This is a genomic window from Streptococcus sp. HMSC078H03 (assembly GCF_001808655.1).
Lineage (GTDB): Bacteria > Bacillota > Bacilli > Lactobacillales > Streptococcaceae > Streptococcus > Streptococcus salivarius_G.
In genome coordinates, this window is the sequence record NZ_KV794093.1 from 137783 (window position 1) to 155573 (window position 17791).

The window sequence follows — 17791 nt, forward strand, 5'->3', positions numbered from 1 at the left end:
AAACATAAAAGTCACCCATGTGAGTTCTTGCCAGAAGCTGAAGTTAATCCTTCAACCTGGAAAACCCGCAGAGGTGACTTTTTCTATACATCTCGATTTTTCTGGCAATAATCATCAACCGATAAATATGTCTGTGAATCACCCAGCGACTCCGCTATGTCCATAATCCGCGGTGGTAGTAATCCCACTCGCTGGACAAGTTCGTGATCGCTGAACAATTCCCGTGGACTGCCGGCGAAGCCAAACTTCCCGTGTTCCATAACATACACCGACTCAAACTCGGCGGCGACCCAATCCATGTCATGGGTGATGGTCACAACTTGGTGGCCCGAATCAGCCAACTGATGGAAAATTGCGGTCAACTTGCGCCGGCTTTCCCAATCAAGCGACATCATCGGCTCATCAAATAAATAAATCGCCGGATCCACTGCCAAAACTGTGGCAACGCTCAACAGCTTGCGTTCCGACAATGACAGGTCATATGGACTTTCAGCTATTTTATCATCCAAGCCAACTCTTTTTAGAGCCGCTAAAGCCCGCCTCGTAATCGTGTCGTGGTCATCCATGACCTGCGCGACACTCCACTCCACCTCTCGTTGAACGGTCGGGTTGAAAAGCTGATCGTCAGGATTCTGAAAAGTAATCCCAACCTTCAGTAACTTTTCGACTGGTTTAAGATCATTAAAATTTTCTCCATCGATCTTAATCACACCGGTTTGTGGTGTCAGCAAGCCCGTCAACAATTTGAAGAGCGTTGATTTGCCGGCACCATTTTGGCCGACAATCGCCACCATCGGATCGGCGAAGTGTTTGTCTTCAACATCCAAGCTAAAGGACCGTTCCGGATAAGTGAACGTCAGGTTGTTCAGTTCAATTGTGGACATAACGAACCTCCTTCAGATCAGCGTCATTCACCGGATACCGGCCATCAGCCAAGTGCCAATCCATTTTTTGAGCAAGTTGCTGGATTGTCGGGGCTGGAATCTGCCAGTCAGCTGCCAAATGATTAAACACCTCACCCGGCCTGCCCTGGGCTACCATTTGACCCTCGTGCAGCACCCACACAACGTCGGCGACTTCGCACAAATCGTCAATTTCACTGGTGACAATGAAGACAGTCGTCTCTTTGACTTGGGCCAGCCATTGGAAAAATTGTCGGCGGCCAAGGGGATCCATCTGACTGGTCGGATCATCCATAATCAAAACAGCCGGGTTAGCCGCAATCGCCGTGGCAATTGCCAACCGCTGGCTCTGACCACCGGAAAGGCTCTCGGGACGCAAATTCAGCTGTTCAATCAGCCCCATTTGCGTGGCAACTTCTTCAACCCGTTTTTGAATCAGTCCTTCAGCCATTCCCTGATTAATCAAGTCAAAGGCGATTTCATCGGCAACCGTGTCTGCCAACCCGCTTAGTTGGCCAGCTGGATTTTGCAGTACAACTCCATTCATGGCATTATAAACGGGCCAATTGTCGGACACTCGCTGGCCAAACATGTGCCAGTCGCCCTCAATCTCAGCAGACATAATTTTGGGAATGACCCCTGCTAGCACATGGCACAAAGTCGATTTGCCGGAGTGGCTATTCCCGATAATCCCAACCACCTGGCCGGTATGAACCTCCGCGTTAATCTGACGCAGTTGTGGTTGCTCAGTACCCGGATAACGGGTAGTCAAATTTTCAATTACAATCCGTTTATCTTCGTCCATATCTTCCACCCAATCAATAAAATTGCCAATCCAGTCAGACCAATGTGCAGCGTCCGCGACAGGCGATACACGCGCTGGGAGGTTCTGACAGTCCGGTTGAGATTATCAAAACCTCTCAGTTGTAGAGAAATCGACCGCGCCATCGATTGATCCAAGGTCTTAATCACCAATGGAATTAGAACCGGCAGGACTGACTTTAATTTCTGAATCAACGTTTTTTGCGGATTGGTTCCGCGAACTTTTTGAGCCTGCTGGATTTTCCGCATATTGCGCATCATTTCCGGTAAAATATAACACACCGACATCAGAACGTAGACAGTTTTATAAGACAATCCGGACAGTTCCAAATAGGCCGCGTTTTCTGAAATACTCGTGGTCACCATAAAAAAGCCACTGGTCAAAATAATCACCAATACTCGACAACCCAGAGTGGTGGCGTAAATCAGGCCTTCTTTGTAGAACGACACCCCAAGCACAGAAAACAGCACAGTTTGATTCCGACTGTAAAATAACCCTTGGATGATCAGCATGGTGCAAATCAGAAACAGGCTGAATCCCAGCGCCTTAAAGATGGTAGAACTCAATTTGGAAAATAACAATAGCAGTGTTGCGACAAGAATTAATCCGGCCTGAAGCAATAAATTCATACTGGTAAAGCTCAACAACGTCATGTCCAAGATGAACAAGAGCTTAGTAATCGGATCGATCACCTGGTACCACTTGAGCTTGACCCGTGGCGCTCCAGAAATCAATGTTTGATCAGTCATCATTTATCACCGCTAAAGAAGTGCACCATCCGCTTCGGCAGCTGACGATAGATGAAGAATGCCAGGTAGGCCACGCAGACTTTATCCAAAATATCCAAGACAAACTCATCGGTAAATGAGGCCAGCCACACTGGTACATGATTGGCGACCATTACCGCAAACAATGAGTCACCCCAAGCGATACCGGTCTGACCACCCCAAAAGATGACGTTGAGTGGCGTTGAAATGACAGCTGAAACGAAGGCAATAATAATAGCAGAAACAAATACTCGTCGCGCTGACGAGAACCACCCATTGGCGTGCAAAACTCCGACAGCAATCCCAATTCCGATGCTGGTAATCGCATACACGGTTGAAATTGGCGATAAGGTCAGCCCATAGATCACGTTGTTGATGAAACCACTGATGGCACCGGCAACCGGCCCAGCCAACATGCTGGCAAGAAAGGTTCCCAAAGACCCCAGCCAAACGGGCAACTTTAACCCCTCCGCCAAGGCTTTGGCAACATAGTTAATCCCCACGGCAGCGGGAATCAAAGTCATGGTGGCAGCACTTAACTTAAATTTCCACATACTGGTACGATGAATCGGTTCTGTTTTCATAATCTTCTCCTTTTGTTTTTAAAGAGCCGTGTCAGGAATGACTTTCGGACGCAACGCTCTATAGAATAGTTATTAGAACCATATAGTCACTTTACCATACCATCCGTAGTCGACATGAGTTAATATAGTAAAATTACTATTTTTAAAAGTTCATAATCTTATCATACGCTTATTTTCAAAATTGTCAAGTCTTTTCTGAAAATTCTTTAAAAAATGTTGTGAAATTTAAAATGCCTAGCTGAGCTAGACATCTTTCGACTGGGATTTTGTTTTCATTACTGTCACTAATACTTCTACGTTTTCGTAATCGACAGAAATTTAGTCCATGACATAAATTTCTCCACGACTATAGAGGGCAGCCTTTCCTGCAAGATAAATCCGATTGCCCTCCAAACGACAAATGAGAAGTCCACTTCTCTCAGAAGCTTGGTAGGCCCTAAAATCTTCTTGTGCCAACTTATTAGCCCACAAAGGAATGACATGACAGTGTCCTGAGCCACAGACTGGATCTTCCTTGACTGATAATTTTGGAGCGAAACTTCGTGTCACAGTATCATACTTGCTTCCTTTGGCAGTGATATTCAGGAGGAGCCCATCTAAAGCTTTTACTTTATCAAAATCTGGACTTGCATTAATGACATCATTTTCATGAGGTAAGACACAGACTAGATCTCTTCCAAGCCATGCTTCAAGCGGATGGACACCGATTGCTTCTTCCATCTCACTTGTGACCGCAACCTGTTGCATGGAATATGCTGGAAAATTCAGCTCAAAGTACTCACCTTTTTTGGTAACTAAAAGTTCCCCACTCTGTGTTGCAAAAGTTAAACTTTCAACATCCTTTTCAATAAATCGAAAGAGAACAAAGGCTGTTGCCAAGGTAGCATGACCACACAAATCGATTTCCCCACCGGGAGTAAACCAACGTAATTCATAGTGGTCACCATTTTTAACCGTAAAAGCTGTCTCTGAAAGATTATTTTCTTTAGCAATATTCTGTAAAGTATCATCTGACAACCATTTATCTAGAAGACAAACAGCCGCCGGGTTCCCTTTGAAAACAGAATCTGTAAAAGCATCGACGATAAATTGTTGGATGGTATATTGACTCATTGACATAGACAGCTCCTTAAATTGTTAACCTTGTTTTAAAACTACAAGTGAGTGTAGAAAATTTAGTAAATAATCAAATTAAATTATTTCTTGTCCATCTACACCTTACCCCTTAAACCACTCCATCCCTGGAGAATCCAGTATAATTTTGGTCAATTGTTGTGGGCTTTCTTGAGTCCCATTGATAATCCAGTCGACAATAAGTCCTGTCAAACCAGAAACATACATGGTAATAGCATAGCGCTCTGGCATTTGATAAGCTGCCACAATGACTGGTCGAGAACGTTGTGTTGACTCAATCATTCCCAAAATAAAAGAACGAATATTGTCTGCAAAACGAAAGCTTGGATTTTTTGCAATTTCAGCAAAAAAAGCACTGTTCTCTTGGAAATAAGACAAGATGGCTTCTAAGGCTTCTTTGGGATAAAAGGTTTCTTTCCTTAAAATCATACGAACCGTCGTTATGGTTTCTTCTTTTAATTGCTCTAAAAAATCCTGTTTATCTAGGTAGTGCAGATAAAATGTCGAGCGGTTAACACCCGCTTTTTTGGTTAACTGACTAATCGTAATATCCTCTAAGTTTCTTGTCGCTAAAAGCTGAATGAAGGCTTCTTTAATATCTGACTTAGTTGTCGTTTGTCTCTGCTGCATACAAACCCCTTGTTTCTACATATTGTTGATTAAAGTATATCTTGATTTTTGTAATTGTCAACCATCATCAAGGATTTTCATTTATTAATATCACTTTCGTATCCTTATTTCAACACATTGTTGTTTTTTGTTGTAGCAATCGTATTTAAAAAATCATAAAATAACCTTCGTAATTATTCAACAGGTTGTTGTTTTAGCAGCTGATAATTTTTAAAGGAGACAAATACACATGGCTTATATTGAAATGAAACATAGTTACAAACGTTATAAAACAGGTGATGTAGAAATCATCGCAAACAATGATATCACATTCGAGATTGAAAAAGGGGAGTTAGTGATTATACTCGGTTCTTCTGGGGCAGGAAAATCAACTGTTCTCAATATTCTTGGTGGTATGGATACCAATGATGAAGGAAAGGTCATCATCGATGGGAAAGACATCTCCAATTATAATGCGAAACAATTAACAGCTTATCGCAGAGACGATGTCGGATTCGTCTTTCAATTCTATAACTTGGTCTCAAACTTAACGGCCAAAGAAAATGTAGAGTTGGCTTCTGAAATTGTCGCGGATGCTAAAGATGCGGAACAAACTTTGATTGATGTTGGTCTTGGGAAACGCATCAACAACTTCCCTGCACAATTGTCTGGTGGTGAACAACAACGAGTAGCTATTGCTCGCGCCGTCGCAAAAAATCCTAAAATACTCCTCTGTGACGAACCTACAGGAGCCCTGGATTACAATACTGGAAAACAGGTCTTGAAGATTCTCCAAGATAAGGCTCGCAATGAAGGAGCTACCGTTATCATTGTTACTCATAATGGGGCGCTTGCACCTATTGCAGATCGTGTGATTCGTATGCATGATGCGCGTGTTCAAAGTATTGAACTCAATGCAACTCCACAAGATATTGATAGCCTCGAGTACTAGAAAGGATGTCTCATGAATCGTAAAACTTATTGGAAAGATGTCAGAAAGTCTTTCTCTAGTTCTAAAGGACGGGTGGTTTCTATTGCTTCACTCATGGCCTTGGGTTCTTTCGCTCTTGTGGGTCTAAAGGTGACGACACCTGATATGCAACACACGGGAACAAGCTATTTCACTAAACACCAAACTGCTGACCTCACAGTTACTGGTAGCTATGGACTTAACCAGTCGGATCAAGACCTCCTAAATCAAGTCTCTTCAGAGGCAAACATTGAGTACGGTTACTTTAAAGATGTCGTTCTGAAAGACTCCACTGATGCCTTTCGACTATTTTCAAAACCAAAAGATATCTCAACTTATGAGGTTGTAAAAGGAAAACTTCCAAGTAAGCAAGGTGAAATTGCTCTTTCTTCAGTCTATCAAGACAAATATAAGATAGGTGACAAGTTCTCGTTTTCTGAAAAAGAGGGTGACAATGGTAAGGATGTCTTAAAAGAACACACCTTTACCATCACTGGCTTTATTCAGTCATCTGAAATCTTATCAAGTGTTGACCTCGGTTCATCGACAGCTGGTAGTGGGGAACTCAAAGGTTATGCGGTAGTTCCTGAATCTAGTTTTGATTCCGACGTCTACATGATTGCACGCTTAGCTTACAAAGACGTCCATAGTGCTAACCCCTATACCCAGGATTACACTGACAAGGTTTCCAAACACGAAAATGAGCTCGAAAAATTAGTAAAAAATCAACCTGCTAACCGTTTGAAAGAATTAAAAGCTGATCCACAGGCTAAGATTGACCAACAAACAAGTCAACTTCAAACGGCAGAGACTGAACTTAACAAGAAACTAGAACAAGCAAAAGCGAGCGGTCAGGATAAGAATCCTCTTGTCCAGGGACAATTGACACAAGCACAAGATGAAATCGCTGAAAAGAAGGAGCAAATAAAGGAAGCTCAAGAAAAAATCGATAGCATTACTGAACCAAGCTACGATGTCTACACACGTCGTGAAGCTCCTTGGTCAGAAGGGTACGTTTCCTACGAGACCAACGCTTCTGTTTTTCAGAACCTCAGTAATATCTTCCCTGTTATCCTCTACTTTATTGCTGCCTTGGTAACCTTCGTCACGATGGGACGCTTCGTCGAGGAAGAACGGATTAAGGCAGGGACATTCAAAGCTCTTGGTTACCAAAACAAGGACATCATCCGTAAATTTATTATTTATGGATTTGTAACCAGCATGATTGGTACTGCTATTGGGGTTGCTGCAGGTCACATTCTCCTTCCAACTATCATATACAATAGTTATAAAGAGCGGATCCTCCTCGCACCGATTGAGTTACACTTTTATCCATTTAAGACTCTTTTAGCTATTGTCCTTGGTCTTTTGTCCACAGTTCTTCCTGCCTTTATGGTAGCCAAGCGCGAATTAGGAGAAAAGCCAGCCCAACTTCGTCTTCCAAAACCTCCAACATCTGGTTCTAAGATTCTTCTGGAGCGCATCACCCCGCTTTGGAACCGGATGAACTTTACACAAAAAGTCACTGCCCGAAATATTTTCCGCTACAAGCAACGGATGTTCATGACTATTTTTGGTGTCTGCGGTTCCATCGCACTTCTCTTTGCTGGACTCGGTATTCGTTCTTCTATTGGAGACCTTAACACACGCCAATTCCCTAACATCATTCGCTATGATATGATTGTCGCAAACAAGGATCATCTGGATGAACAGGAAAAGGAAAATATCCAAAAATTAATTAACGATAGCAAGGTCAAGGAACATCTTTCTATTCATTACGAAATGCTTTCAAAAGAGGCAGGAACTAATAACGATCATCAAGATATCACAACCCTTGTGGTCAAAGACAAGGATCAAGAAACTCTACAACATTACATCAAGCTCAATAATCGTGAAACTGGTCAAAAACTCGAATTGACCGACAAAGGGATTATTATTTCTGAGAAATTGGCAGACTTAGCTGGCGTTTCTGTAGGAGATGAGTTAACCGTTCAAAATAGTCAAGACAAAGATATCAAACTCAAAGTTGCTGGTATTTCTGAAATGTATATGGGCCACTTCATCTTTATGAATGAAACTACTTACAGAAATGCTTTTGGTAAAGAGGCGAGCCAAAACGCTACTATTCTAACACTGAAGAATCACTCAGACAAAAACGTTGAGCAAACAGCCAGTCAATTTATGGAGCTTGATGGTGTCAAAGGTGTTGTTCAAAATACTACTCTAAAGGCACAAATCAAGACCATCGTCAACTCCCTTAGCCGTGTTATGGCAGTATTGATTGGGATTTCTGTTCTTCTTGCTTTAGTTGTTCTCTTTAATTTGACAAATATCAATGTGGCAGAACGTATCCGTGAGTTATCAACCATTAAGGTTCTAGGCTTCTTTAATAGAGAAGTGACACTCTACATCTATCGAGAAACCATTTATCTCTCTATCATTGGTATCTTGGTTGGATTCGGACTTGGTTGGGGATTGCATCAATACATGGTAGAGGTTATCCCTCCTGAAAATATCATGTTCAATCCAGGTCTGAGCTGGCTCATCTATGCTATTCCAACACTTGTAGTTATTGTCATTCTGACAGGTCTCGGTATTTTTGTGAACCAACACCTTAAGAAAGTCAATATGCTCGAAGCCCTAAAATCTGTTGAGTAACATACGATTTAAGCTAATAAAGTAGAGCTAAAGTACAAGGATAACTTCCCTGTTCTAGACAAACGTCATTGTGGGCGTTTGTTTTTTTATTTTTTAAATGATTTACTTTATCATCTGGTATTTCCATCCAAAAATCTGATTTGGAGCAAAATAAAAAGGGATATTCGCTATTCATTTCACCAATTTTTTGATAGTGAACAAGGAGACACATTCTTTTGGATGACTCTTATACTCCAGTCATCTATGTCATGTAAATACAATAGTCCAGACAAGGGCATGATGGAATCCTTCTTTAGTATTTAAAAATCGGAAATGTTTTATGGTTATGAGAAGACGTTTAAGTCAATTGAGCATTTGGAACAAGCTATTGTAGACTATATTAATTATGACAACAACAAACGCATTAAGATAAAACTAAAAGGACTTAGTCCTGTGCAATACAGAACTAAATCCTTTGCTTAAATAAATTGTCTAACTTTAGGTTAGTACAAAATCAGTTTCTTTTGTGGAGTCAAAGGACTACTGTCCTAGGCTCTTTTTATCGTAACCAACTTTCGTCTAACTGGCCTTTACTTTTGCCAAAAGCTTTCCCATGTTCATCAATGACAGCATGAATCTCTTGGCATTGTTTAAGAGTGAGGCCTTCCAAAACGTTACCATAAACAGCATGCATTTCATTATAGGTATCAAAGTTTCCAAATCCTAAGCGTCGAAAGAGTCTTCTCGCATATTCATCAGAAATAAAAACTGGACGATCAAAAAGATAAAGTAAAAGTGCATCTGCAGTCTCTGGTCCAATCCCTTTTAACTCAAAAAGTTGCTTCCGTAACTCTTCTGTTCCAATCTTGGACAGAACCTCAAAACCACCAACTTCTCTTAACCAGATCAAAAGTCCCCTAATCGTTTGAGATTTTTGCTTAAAAAATCCGGCAGGTCGAATACGTTCCTGTAACTCTTCTAGCGGTAAAGCCAGGATACCCTCTACTGTCATGACATCCATTAGACCAGCTAAAGCCAACTTAGCATTCTTCTCTGTTGTTCGCTGGATCAGAATGGTCGATACCAAATCTTCAATCTTGTTATCCGATTGCCACCAATTTTGTTCTCCATAGTGCTTGCAGAGTCGCAAAAGAGTTTCTTGTATTTCTTCTTGCTTAATCATTTCTTCAATAGTCCTTGTTTTACCAAAAACTCACGTGCGACTTTAGCAGCAGGTTTTCCTTCTACTCCCACTTGGTAGTTCATCTGACTCATTTGGCTCTCTGTGATTTTGCCAGTCAACTTGTTCAGAATGCCTTCCAATTCTGGATGTTTCTTAAGAAGAGCTTCTTTCATGAGGGGTGCTCCTTGGTAAGGTGGGAAGAGGTGTTGGTCATCCTCTAGAACAACTAAATTATATTGAGCAATTTCTGGGTCTGTTGAATAGGCATCTGTTATTTGAATATTGCCTTGTTGGATTGCCTCATAGCGAAGTGCCGGCTCCATGGTAGCCACATTAAGATTTAGTCCATAAACTGATTGAAGTCCTTTGTTTCCGTCCTCACGGTCGTTAAATTCCAACGTGAAACCAGCTTTGAGCTTGTCCTGAACTTTCTTGAGATCAGAAATCGTCTTCAGATTATACTCTTTCGCAATACTTTTCGGAACAGCAATCGCATAGGTGTTTTGATAAGCCATCGGTTTGAGTAAAGCTAGATTATCTTGTTTCTTTATACCATCACGCGCAACCTCGAAAACTTCTTTGGAGTCGTTACTGACTTTAGGAGCTGGTTGCAAGAGAGAGCTTGTAATGGTCCCTGTAAATTCTGGATAGATATCGATATCACCCTTTTTAAGCGCTTGATAAAGGAAATCTGTCTTCCCAAAGTTAGGCTTAACCGTCACTGTCATGTCACTATTTTCCTCAATGAGAAGTTTGTACATATTCATGAGAATTTCAGGCTCAGGCCCCAATTTCCCAGCTATGACTAGGTTTTCTTTTTCTTTCTGAGGAATCATGCTTGGAGCATAACTCGCTCCCAAACCAAGGAGCATCACCGCAAAGGCCGCAACAATCGTACGCAACTTTGCCTTTTCCAACCATTTGAGAATAACATTAAATAGAATGGCCAAAATGGCTGATGAGATTGCGCCGATTAAAATGAGACTGGCATTCCGACGGTCAATCCCCAAAAGGATAAAGGAACCCAATCCTCCAGCTCCAACAAGAGCGGCTAAAGTCGCTGTCCCAATGATCATAACGGTTGCTGTACGAACCCCCGATACAATGACAGGCATGGCCAGTGGAATTTCAAACTTCTTGAGTCGCTCCCACTTGGTCATTCCAAAAGCAACCCCTGCCTCCTCAAGACTAGGATCAATGCCGTTCAAGGCTGTGATTGTATTTTCCAAAATCGGGAAAATAGCGTAAATGACTAAGGCTGTGAGGGCTGGTAAGGTTCCAATCCCCATGAAAGGAATAAAGAGACCCAACAAAGCCATTGAGGGAATGGTCTGGAAGATACCCGCAACTTGTAGCACCCAGTTCGCCGCTTTTTTGTGGCTATTTAGATAAACCGCCAGCGGAATCGTCAGAAAAATAGCGACCAACAAGGTCAAGAGAGACAATTGTAAGTGTTGTCCAAGGGCTGTAAGCCAGTCCCCAAAACGTTCTTGAAAAGTTGTAAATAGTTTAGACATGGTGAGCACCTCCAAACAAATCTGCGACAAAGTCTGTCGCAGGCGCTTGTAAAATTGTTTCAGGGTCTGCTACCTGACGAATTTCTCCATCCTGCAAAACTGCAATTCGATCCCCTAATTTTAAGGCCTCATCCGTATCATGTGTTACGAAGATGGTCGTCATGCCGAATTCTTTATGTAAGGCCTTGGTCAATTCTTGTAACTGCTTGCGTGAGATGGCATCCAAAGCTGAAAAAGGTTCGTCCATCAATAGGATTTTGGGTTCCCCAATGATGGCTCGCACAATTCCAATCCGCTGTTGCTCTCCACCAGATAATTCACTAGGCATGCGCTTTGCATACTCTGCAGCAGGCAGGCCAACCTTATCCAAGAGTTCTTCTGTTTTAGAAGCAATTTGTTCTTTAGTCCAGCCCTTCATCTCAGGAATCAGAGCTATATTTTCAGCAACGGTCAAGTTTGGAAATAGGGCAATAGCCTGAAGGACATAGCCAGTACTGAGACGTAACTCCCGTTCATCATAGTCCTTGATGCGTTTTCCATCCATATAGATATTGCCATCTGTCGGCTCCAAAAGACGGTTAATCATCTTGATCATGGTGGTCTTACCAGATCCTGAAGGACCCACTAGCACCATGAATTCTCCATTTTCAATGCGGAGATTGACATCTTTCAAAATGTTTTTATCCGTGTAGCGCAAGGCTACATGTTTATATTCAATCATGTTCTTCCTCAATAAGTTTTCTGTCTCTAAGAATATCCAATAAGCTACTTGCTGGATGCCCTAGGACTTTTTCGATATCTGTTGAAACCCCAGCTTGTTCCCCAACTTTGATAGCTGTATAGGTGCTGACCCAGGCATCGTACTCCCAAGTTTGTGCTGGCCATTTTTTTCGTGACTCATAGGCTTCTTCTACTGATTCATCTACATACGCTATGGACTTACCGGTCTCCTTTGAGAGAAGCGCTACGATTTCTTGCATAGAAAGATCCTCTGGCCCTGTCAAATTCAAGGTTTGATTTTCCCACTCCTTAGGATTTAAAAGAATTTCTGCGGCAACACTAGATGTGTCCTTACGGGCAACAGCTGAAACAAGGCCCCTGCCAGCCGGACCACGAATTTCTCCATTTTCAAGAGCAATATCAATAAAGAAGTCCAAGTAAAAATTATCTCTCAAAAATGTATAGGTGAATCCTAACTTCTTGATATAGGCTTCCGTCTGGGCATGATCTCGAGACAAAGTGAACGTTGCCTTCTCATCTGCCCCATAAAAAGAGGTATAAACAATATGCTGCACCCCTCCTAGTTTTGCAGCATCTAAAAACTCCTTGTGCTCCTTGACACGCTCTGGATTTTCCCGAGCAGATACCATCAACAAGGTATCGATACCCTTTAAGGCCTCAACCACCTCTGGAGTATTGGCATACACTATGTTACGGATTTCTGCAGACGCGTAGACTTTTGCACGCTCTGGACTTCTTGCCAGATGGATAGAAGAAATTCCTTGCTGATCGACAAGATCAGCCACATAAGAGCCTAATTTCCCTGTTACACCTGTTATTCCAATCATAACTGTTACTCCCTTTCCCTACATATCATTTTCTTTAGCTTTTAGATTTGTGATAATACGCTCCTGATAGGCTTCAAATTCACGGATTTCTTGATCCGAAAAGCCTTGGTAGAAAATCTCTCCCAGTTCTTTGCTAACGCGGTCTCCAATTTCTTTTTGCGCCCAACCGAGATCGGTCAAAGAGATATATTTTTTCCTTTTATCCTGCGTGCAAGGTTGAATCGTAACCAAGCCTTGTTCTTCCAATTTCTTAACCATACTGGTCAATGTATTATTAGCTAGACCCGTCGAAAGAGCGATATCTGTCGCAGTAGCGCACCCCAACTCTTGCTTCCACAAAATCGTTAAAATTTTTCCTTGTTCACTTCTGTATTGAGTATCTGGTTCCTTGCTCAAGAGTTTTTGAAAAAGTCGTCCGTTTAATAAGCGTATCTGTAAAGCTTGGTAGCCCCCTTGCATCTTGTCCATTTTGTCTCCTTTTTATTTCTATATCGAAATATTAAAGTCATTGTACCACTGCCTGTTACATCCGTCAACAATTTCGATATGGAAATAACTTCAAAAAACAAAAAACTTCCCTAATTATCTAGGAAAGTTCTTTCTATGATTTTTGATGTCTTAAAAAATTTTATTCAGCCTTAGTAATATCTTCACGCATCTCATCGACATTAAATTTAGCAAAAAGATACTGACGGTCTTGAACTGGGAAACGTTGGTCGAGTTGGTCAACTGGACCGACTTCGATAATACCATTTTCAATAACAAAGTCCATAACGTGACCACCAAATGTCAAGTCGTCTGAAATAAAATGGAGGTGATACCCAGCAACACTCACACCGTGGAACATTTCTGGCGTCCAAATACCAACGATAGTACCTGAAATATTATCCACCTCGTACTCAGGTTGGCGAGTGGCAACATCAGCAAACTTAATATCGGCATTTGATTTTGGAATCATGCGCACGTGCATATGTTTAAAATGACCCTTAATTTTGATAGAACGGAAAAGATTGACCCCATCATAATAAGATTCAATACGATCCTCAAGTTCTTTATCAGTCATTTCATAACGTTGACGGAAGATTACTTCAGCTTGGTGAGGTACGACTGCTGCATAAGGTACTTTTTCATCAGGAGAAACTTCTACCACTTCGACCTTACCCTCAGACCCTTTGGCTTGATAGGCTTTACCGTCAAGAACAATCAATTCACCATCGATAGAATCTAATGTTCCGAGACCCAAGTCTCCATGCTCCAACAATTCTCCAACTGTTAAAGTACCTCCATAAAGCCCAGCCATCAAGGCTCCCAAAGTATTATATTGAAATAATTTTATGGCTTCAGACATGTCTACACCCTCTTTTTAGTAAAATTCATCTGGCAAAATAGTTTCGCCAAGTTTAATATTATCTTTATAGTCGATTGGAACATCAATAAGGACTGGTCCATCTACAGCTTGAGCCAAAGCTTCTTGAAGCAAGCTAGCAAACTCTTCCTTACTAGTTGCACGATAACCTTTCGCTCCAAAGCTCTCAGCATATATTACAAAATCTACAGGACCAAAGTCAACCCCAGATGAACGACCGTACTTCATTTCTTCCTGGAATTCCACCATATTGTAATGGCCATCGTTCCAGATAATATGAACAATTGGCAATTTCAAACGAACTGCCGTTTCCAATTCTTGTGCTGAGAAAAGGAAACCACCGTCACCAGAAACAGAAATGACTTTTGTCTTAGGACGAACCAAAGCTGCAGAGATGGCCCACGGAAGAGCAACCCCTAAAGTTTGCATCCCATTAGAGAAAAGCAAATGACGTGGTTCATAAGATTTGAAATAGCGAGCCATCCAAATATAGTGACTACCAACGTCAACGGTGACTGTCATATCATCTTTGGTTTGGTCTTGCAAAACTTCAATCAAATCTAGCGGATGTACCTTTCCTTCTTCAGGTCGGCGATCAAACTTAACATCCTCTACAACGTTATTCTTCAATCCTTTAAGGTATTCAACTGATCCTTCAGGTAATTTATAACCTTGAATAGCTGGCAAGAGCAAATCTAAAGTGGCTTCAACATTACCAATCAACTCACGTTCTGGCTGGAAGTAAGTATCCACCTCAGCAGGTTCCACGTCGATTACAATGATACGTGCCGAAATTTCAGCATTCCAGTTACGTGCTTCATACTCGATTGGGTCATAACCAATAGCAATAATCAAGTCAGACTTCTTAAGCAACATGTCCCCCGGTTGGTTACGGAAAAGACCTACACGACCAAAGAAAGTATCTTCTTCAAGGTCACGTGACACGATACCAGCACCTTGGAAAGTTTCAACAACTGGTAATTTAACATGCTTCAAAATCTGGCGAATAGAGTAAGTTACAGCTTCTGATGAAGCACCATTCCCCAATAGAAAGACTGGCAATACAGCATTTTTAATGGCTTGTGCGAGATAGTTAATATCAGAAACAGATGCTGAACCAAGTTTTGGATCTGTCATAGGCTTAATAGCCTTAACACTGACCGGAGCATCCGTCACGTCTTGAGGAATTGAAATAAAACTTGCACCTGGTTTCCCTGACTTAGCGTGACGATAGGCATTTGCTACCGTTTCAGAAAGGGTGTTAGCATCATGTACTTCAGCAGCATACTTGGTAATTGGCTCAAGCATGGCAACGTTATTCATTGATTGATGGGCACGTTTCAAGAGATCTGCACGCTTAACCTGACCACCAATAGCAAGAACAGGGTCTCCTTCATCTGTCGCTGTTACCAAACCAGTAGCCAAATTAGAGACACCTGGGCCAGATGTTACCAATACTACACCAGGTTTCCCTGTAATACGTCCAACACCTTGAGCCATAAAAGCAGCATTTTGCTCATGACGGGCAACAATCAATTCAGGTCCCTTATCTTCCAAGGTATCAAAAACTCTATCGATTTTTGCACCTGGAATCCCAAAGACATAATCAACATCATGGTTGATCAAACTATCAACCACTAAATCCGCACCATACAATTGCTTTTCTTCTGACATGAACACAGTCCTTCTGGCCCTAAAATGATAGAGCCAACTTTCCTTTCAAGTATAAGTCACAAAGTGTCAAAGTCTGCTCGTTTTTTCACAAACTTTCGTCACTTCACAATTCTGTTATCATTATAGCACAGTTTTCAGACAATCTTGTGAAAAAAAGATTGTGAAATTTTGAACTTCTGGTACAAAAAGAAACACCTGATTGCTATCAGATGTTTATGTATTTTTTACCTTAGCAAACTCTCGATTAAGATAATTTTGCAAGCCTTCAAAAATTTCTAGTAGCTGGAGGTAATTAGACAAACTTGAGCGACCAGGAATGTCAACGACATCCAATGAAATGCGGTCCAAGTCCTTTTCGTAAAGAATACGGAAGGATACCACTGCTTGATCAGAAAAATAATTTTCTCCTGCCATAATGTAGCACTCATAAATGATGCCAACAGGATTCGCAACCTTCAACTCAATACGAACTGCGCCTAATCCCAAGGCCTCCACTTGCTGAAAACGTTCCAGAATAGCCTGTCGCTGACTAGGAATAAAACTTGTGATATCCATAGTGGCCCTCCCAACATTCCTTTTTATCTATTATAGCCTAAAGCCGAGAAAAAAGCTTGTGTAGGGTTTGTAGAAGCCACATAGACATTCAAGAATACTTAGTCGCCCCCTTTGTAGTCTCTAAAGTCTGACTTAATACTGGAATCATAATCATGTTTATCCACCCAATCCTTTATATCAGCAAAAGAATGGATATCTTTCTTAATACCAGCACTATCCTCTACAGAAACTACAATTGTATCTTCTCCATTTGTTCCCAACCAATGTAAGATATCATTTGTTTGCTCTTCAGGAGAAAAATAGATTTGTGATTGTCTTTCGTACTCTCTATCTCTATAAGACTCATATTGAGCTAATTGCTTTTTATAGGTATTATATTCCCTATCGTAATCCTTTTGAACTTTTTGACGTGCTTTTTCGTAAGCTCGATAGTCTTTCTGATAGTCTTGTTGAGCCTTTTTGTTAAGAATCTCACTGAAACTTAAAGTTTTAACAGGAAAAATAGAATCAGGAAAAACATTTAATTCTGAAACTTTCTTTGGTTCACTTGGCTTATCAGGTCCTTTCCTTTTCAATGGCTCAGTTGGACCAGCTGGGAAATCTCCCTCCTTGCCTTGACGGGTCAATACTTTAAATTTCTTTATTGTATTACTATTTGTTGGTGTCTGATTTACAACTACTTGGTAAATATGCTTGACTCCAGGATTGTTATTAAATAGATTAATCTGACTCTCCTCTTTGGCAGTATCCACATTATCAATTTCTATGATAAGGTTTAGCTGAGCAGATAAATAGCTGTCCTTTGGGGCTGGTGACTTACTTAAAAGCTCATCCAAGTTTCCTTCTCTCTTTAAATATCCCCACATGGTGCTATCATTCATCTGATTACGAGCAGAACTCTTATCACCAAAATAAAGCAATTCATCCTTACTATAAGAATAATCTGGTAAATTGCTAGTTAAAAATTGGTTCGTATCCAAATTGTAAGCGAATTGCTTGTCGCTTCGAGTATTCCTCAAGAAAACATAATCATAACCATCAATCGTTCTTAAAGACACAGTCAACTCTTTGATTTCCTTAAAATCCTTGGCTTTCTTCAAATATGGAGTCAAATTAATAATTTTCTTTTTAAAATCTTTGTTAACATCATAAACTACCAAATGAGCTTGATGCAGACTACTCATGGTATCGTAATAGCGAACAAAATGATTTCTACCAATCAACTCAGTCGCTACGTTATCTTCAGAATTATAAAAAGTGGGTTCTTCCTGACTAATGGCAACATACTGATGGCGACTACCGAAAATCTCATTGTCAGTTACCTTATCCGCTTTTAGAGCAGTCTGTAATTCCTCTACAGCTTTTTCATGAAATTTATGTTTGACATAAGCATTTCCTAAAAAGAAAAATGTGAGTAAAGTCGCAGTATAAATCCTTCCACGCTTCGAGAAGGGAAATCTTAAAATCTTCTTTATCATAACTTTTTTACAAAAATAGCCAGA

The 17791-nt window shown here is 41.0% G+C and carries 17 protein-coding genes and 1 pseudogene; 3 read left to right on the top strand and 15 right to left on the bottom strand.

Annotated features, from left to right (window positions below; genetic code table 11):
* Positions 1 to 83: 83 nt before the first annotated feature.
* The 6 genes from HMPREF2607_RS04060 to HMPREF2607_RS04085 form a co-directional block, all read right to left on the bottom strand.
* Positions 84 to 884 (bottom strand): energy-coupling factor ABC transporter ATP-binding protein, encoded by an 801-nt coding sequence (locus HMPREF2607_RS04060; RefSeq protein ID WP_070476023.1) that lies wholly within the window; start codon positions 882 to 884, stop codon positions 84 to 86.
* Positions 871 to 1707, bottom strand: a complete 837-nt coding sequence (locus HMPREF2607_RS04065; protein ID WP_070476026.1) for an ABC transporter ATP-binding protein — start codon at positions 1705 to 1707, stop codon at positions 871 to 873. Before HMPREF2607_RS04065 ends, HMPREF2607_RS04060 begins: the two co-directional genes overlap by 14 nt.
* Positions 1683 to 2474, bottom strand: a complete 792-nt coding sequence (locus tag HMPREF2607_RS04070) for an energy-coupling factor transporter transmembrane component T (RefSeq protein WP_173014509.1) — start codon at positions 2472 to 2474, stop codon at positions 1683 to 1685. Before HMPREF2607_RS04070 ends, HMPREF2607_RS04065 begins: the two co-directional genes overlap by 25 nt.
* A complete protein-coding gene (locus HMPREF2607_RS04075) occupies positions 2474 to 3076 on the bottom strand; it encodes a membrane protein (RefSeq protein WP_037603208.1) in 603 nt (200 codons plus the stop codon). Before HMPREF2607_RS04075 ends, HMPREF2607_RS04070 begins: the two co-directional genes overlap by 1 nt.
* A 318-nt stretch (positions 3077 to 3394) precedes the next feature.
* Positions 3395 to 4195: a PhzF family phenazine biosynthesis protein gene (locus HMPREF2607_RS04080; protein ID WP_070476029.1), complete on the bottom strand. Its 801-nt coding sequence runs from the start codon at positions 4193 to 4195 to the stop codon at positions 3395 to 3397.
* A 99-nt stretch (positions 4196 to 4294) separates the two neighbouring features.
* The gene (locus HMPREF2607_RS04085) at positions 4295 to 4840 is read right to left on the bottom strand and encodes a TetR/AcrR family transcriptional regulator (protein WP_070476032.1); all 546 of its coding nucleotides are present in this window, start codon (positions 4838 to 4840) and stop codon (positions 4295 to 4297) included.
* Between the two features lie 229 nt (positions 4841 to 5069).
* On the opposite strand from HMPREF2607_RS04085, the gene HMPREF2607_RS04090 reads away from it, so the two are divergent.
* The 3 genes and pseudogenes from HMPREF2607_RS04090 to HMPREF2607_RS04105 all read left to right on the top strand — a co-directional run.
* Entirely contained in the window at positions 5070 to 5771 is a 702-nt protein-coding gene (locus tag HMPREF2607_RS04090; protein WP_048675699.1) for an ABC transporter ATP-binding protein, read from the top strand.
* 12 nt (positions 5772 to 5783) lie between these two features.
* Complete coding sequence (locus tag HMPREF2607_RS04095; protein WP_070476035.1) at positions 5784 to 8447, top strand: FtsX-like permease family protein; 2664 nt, start codon at positions 5784 to 5786, stop codon at positions 8445 to 8447.
* A 234-nt stretch (positions 8448 to 8681) separates the two neighbouring features.
* Positions 8682 to 8909, top strand: a pseudogene (locus HMPREF2607_RS04105) (IS3 family transposase); the annotation flags it as partial.
* Between the two features lie 76 nt (positions 8910 to 8985).
* Here HMPREF2607_RS04105 and HMPREF2607_RS04110 read toward each other — a convergent pair.
* The 9 genes from HMPREF2607_RS04110 to HMPREF2607_RS04150 form a co-directional block, all read right to left on the bottom strand.
* Positions 8986 to 9609, bottom strand: coding sequence for an endonuclease III domain-containing protein (locus HMPREF2607_RS04110; RefSeq protein WP_021144101.1), 624 nt, complete (start codon positions 9607 to 9609; stop codon positions 8986 to 8988).
* Entirely contained in the window at positions 9606 to 11126 is a 1521-nt protein-coding gene (locus HMPREF2607_RS04115) for an ABC transporter permease/substrate-binding protein (protein ID WP_021146817.1), read from the bottom strand. Before HMPREF2607_RS04115 ends, HMPREF2607_RS04110 begins: the two co-directional genes overlap by 4 nt.
* Positions 11119 to 11847, bottom strand: coding sequence for an ABC transporter ATP-binding protein (locus tag HMPREF2607_RS04120; RefSeq protein ID WP_021144098.1), 729 nt, complete (start codon positions 11845 to 11847; stop codon positions 11119 to 11121). Before HMPREF2607_RS04120 ends, HMPREF2607_RS04115 begins: the two co-directional genes overlap by 8 nt.
* Entirely contained in the window at positions 11840 to 12694 is an 855-nt protein-coding gene (locus HMPREF2607_RS04125) for an SDR family oxidoreductase (protein ID WP_021144097.1), read from the bottom strand. Before HMPREF2607_RS04125 ends, HMPREF2607_RS04120 begins: the two co-directional genes overlap by 8 nt.
* An 18-nt stretch (positions 12695 to 12712) precedes the next feature.
* Positions 12713 to 13162, bottom strand: coding sequence for a MarR family winged helix-turn-helix transcriptional regulator (locus tag HMPREF2607_RS04130; RefSeq protein ID WP_021144096.1), 450 nt, complete (start codon positions 13160 to 13162; stop codon positions 12713 to 12715).
* Between the two features lie 160 nt (positions 13163 to 13322).
* Positions 13323 to 14042 carry an acetolactate decarboxylase gene (gene budA / locus HMPREF2607_RS04135; protein ID WP_002883899.1) on the bottom strand — a complete coding sequence of 240 codons (720 nt, stop codon included), beginning with the start codon at positions 14040 to 14042 and terminating at the stop codon, positions 13323 to 13325.
* 15 nt (positions 14043 to 14057) lie between these two features.
* The gene (alsS, locus tag HMPREF2607_RS04140) at positions 14058 to 15734 is read right to left on the bottom strand and encodes an acetolactate synthase AlsS (RefSeq protein WP_070476038.1); all 1677 of its coding nucleotides are present in this window, start codon (positions 15732 to 15734) and stop codon (positions 14058 to 14060) included.
* A 213-nt stretch (positions 15735 to 15947) separates the two neighbouring features.
* A complete protein-coding gene (locus HMPREF2607_RS04145; protein WP_002883903.1) occupies positions 15948 to 16289 on the bottom strand; it encodes a hypothetical protein in 342 nt (113 codons plus the stop codon).
* A 98-nt stretch (positions 16290 to 16387) separates the two neighbouring features.
* On the bottom strand, positions 16388 to 17767 hold the full coding sequence (locus HMPREF2607_RS04150) for a hypothetical protein (RefSeq protein WP_070476040.1): 1380 nt from the start codon (positions 17765 to 17767) through the stop codon (positions 16388 to 16390).
* Positions 17768 to 17791 lie beyond the last annotated feature (24 nt).

Bases quoted from the DNA above. Each gene is read 5' to 3' on its own strand.
- HMPREF2607_RS04150 (WP_070476040.1), bottom strand. From the start codon at position 17,767: ATGATAAAGAAGATTTTAAGATTTCCCTTCTCGAAGCGTGGAAGGATT.
- alsS (WP_070476038.1), bottom strand. From the start codon at position 15,734: ATGTCAGAAGAAAAGCAATTGTATGGTGCGGATTTAGTGGTTGATAGT.
- HMPREF2607_RS04085 (WP_070476032.1), bottom strand. From the start codon at position 4,840: ATGCAGCAGAGACAAACGACAACTAAGTCAGATATTAAAGAAGCCTTC.
- HMPREF2607_RS04110 (WP_021144101.1), bottom strand. From the start codon at position 9,609: ATGATTAAGCAAGAAGAAATACAAGAAACTCTTTTGCGACTCTGCAAG.
- HMPREF2607_RS04060 (WP_070476023.1), bottom strand. From the start codon at position 884: ATGTCCACAATTGAACTGAACAACCTGACGTTCACTTATCCGGAACGG.
- HMPREF2607_RS04125 (WP_021144097.1), bottom strand. From the start codon at position 12,694: ATGATTGGAATAACAGGTGTAACAGGGAAATTAGGCTCTTATGTGGCT.
- HMPREF2607_RS04130 (WP_021144096.1), bottom strand. From the start codon at position 13,162: ATGGACAAGATGCAAGGGGGCTACCAAGCTTTACAGATACGCTTATTA.
- HMPREF2607_RS04120 (WP_021144098.1), bottom strand. From the start codon at position 11,847: ATGATTGAATATAAACATGTAGCCTTGCGCTACACGGATAAAAACATT.
- HMPREF2607_RS04070 (WP_173014509.1), bottom strand. From the start codon at position 2,474: ATGACTGATCAAACATTGATTTCTGGAGCGCCACGGGTCAAGCTCAAG.
- HMPREF2607_RS04145 (WP_002883903.1), bottom strand. From the start codon at position 16,289: ATGGATATCACAAGTTTTATTCCTAGTCAGCGACAGGCTATTCTGGAA.
- HMPREF2607_RS04095 (WP_070476035.1), top strand. From the start codon at position 5,784: ATGAATCGTAAAACTTATTGGAAAGATGTCAGAAAGTCTTTCTCTAGT.
- budA (WP_002883899.1), bottom strand. From the start codon at position 14,042: ATGTCTGAAGCCATAAAATTATTTCAATATAATACTTTGGGAGCCTTG.
- HMPREF2607_RS04115 (WP_021146817.1), bottom strand. From the start codon at position 11,126: ATGTCTAAACTATTTACAACTTTTCAAGAACGTTTTGGGGACTGGCTT.
- HMPREF2607_RS04080 (WP_070476029.1), bottom strand. From the start codon at position 4,195: ATGTCAATGAGTCAATATACCATCCAACAATTTATCGTCGATGCTTTT.
- HMPREF2607_RS04075 (WP_037603208.1), bottom strand. From the start codon at position 3,076: ATGAAAACAGAACCGATTCATCGTACCAGTATGTGGAAATTTAAGTTA.
- HMPREF2607_RS04090 (WP_048675699.1), top strand. From the start codon at position 5,070: ATGGCTTATATTGAAATGAAACATAGTTACAAACGTTATAAAACAGGT.
- HMPREF2607_RS04065 (WP_070476026.1), bottom strand. From the start codon at position 1,707: ATGGACGAAGATAAACGGATTGTAATTGAAAATTTGACTACCCGTTAT.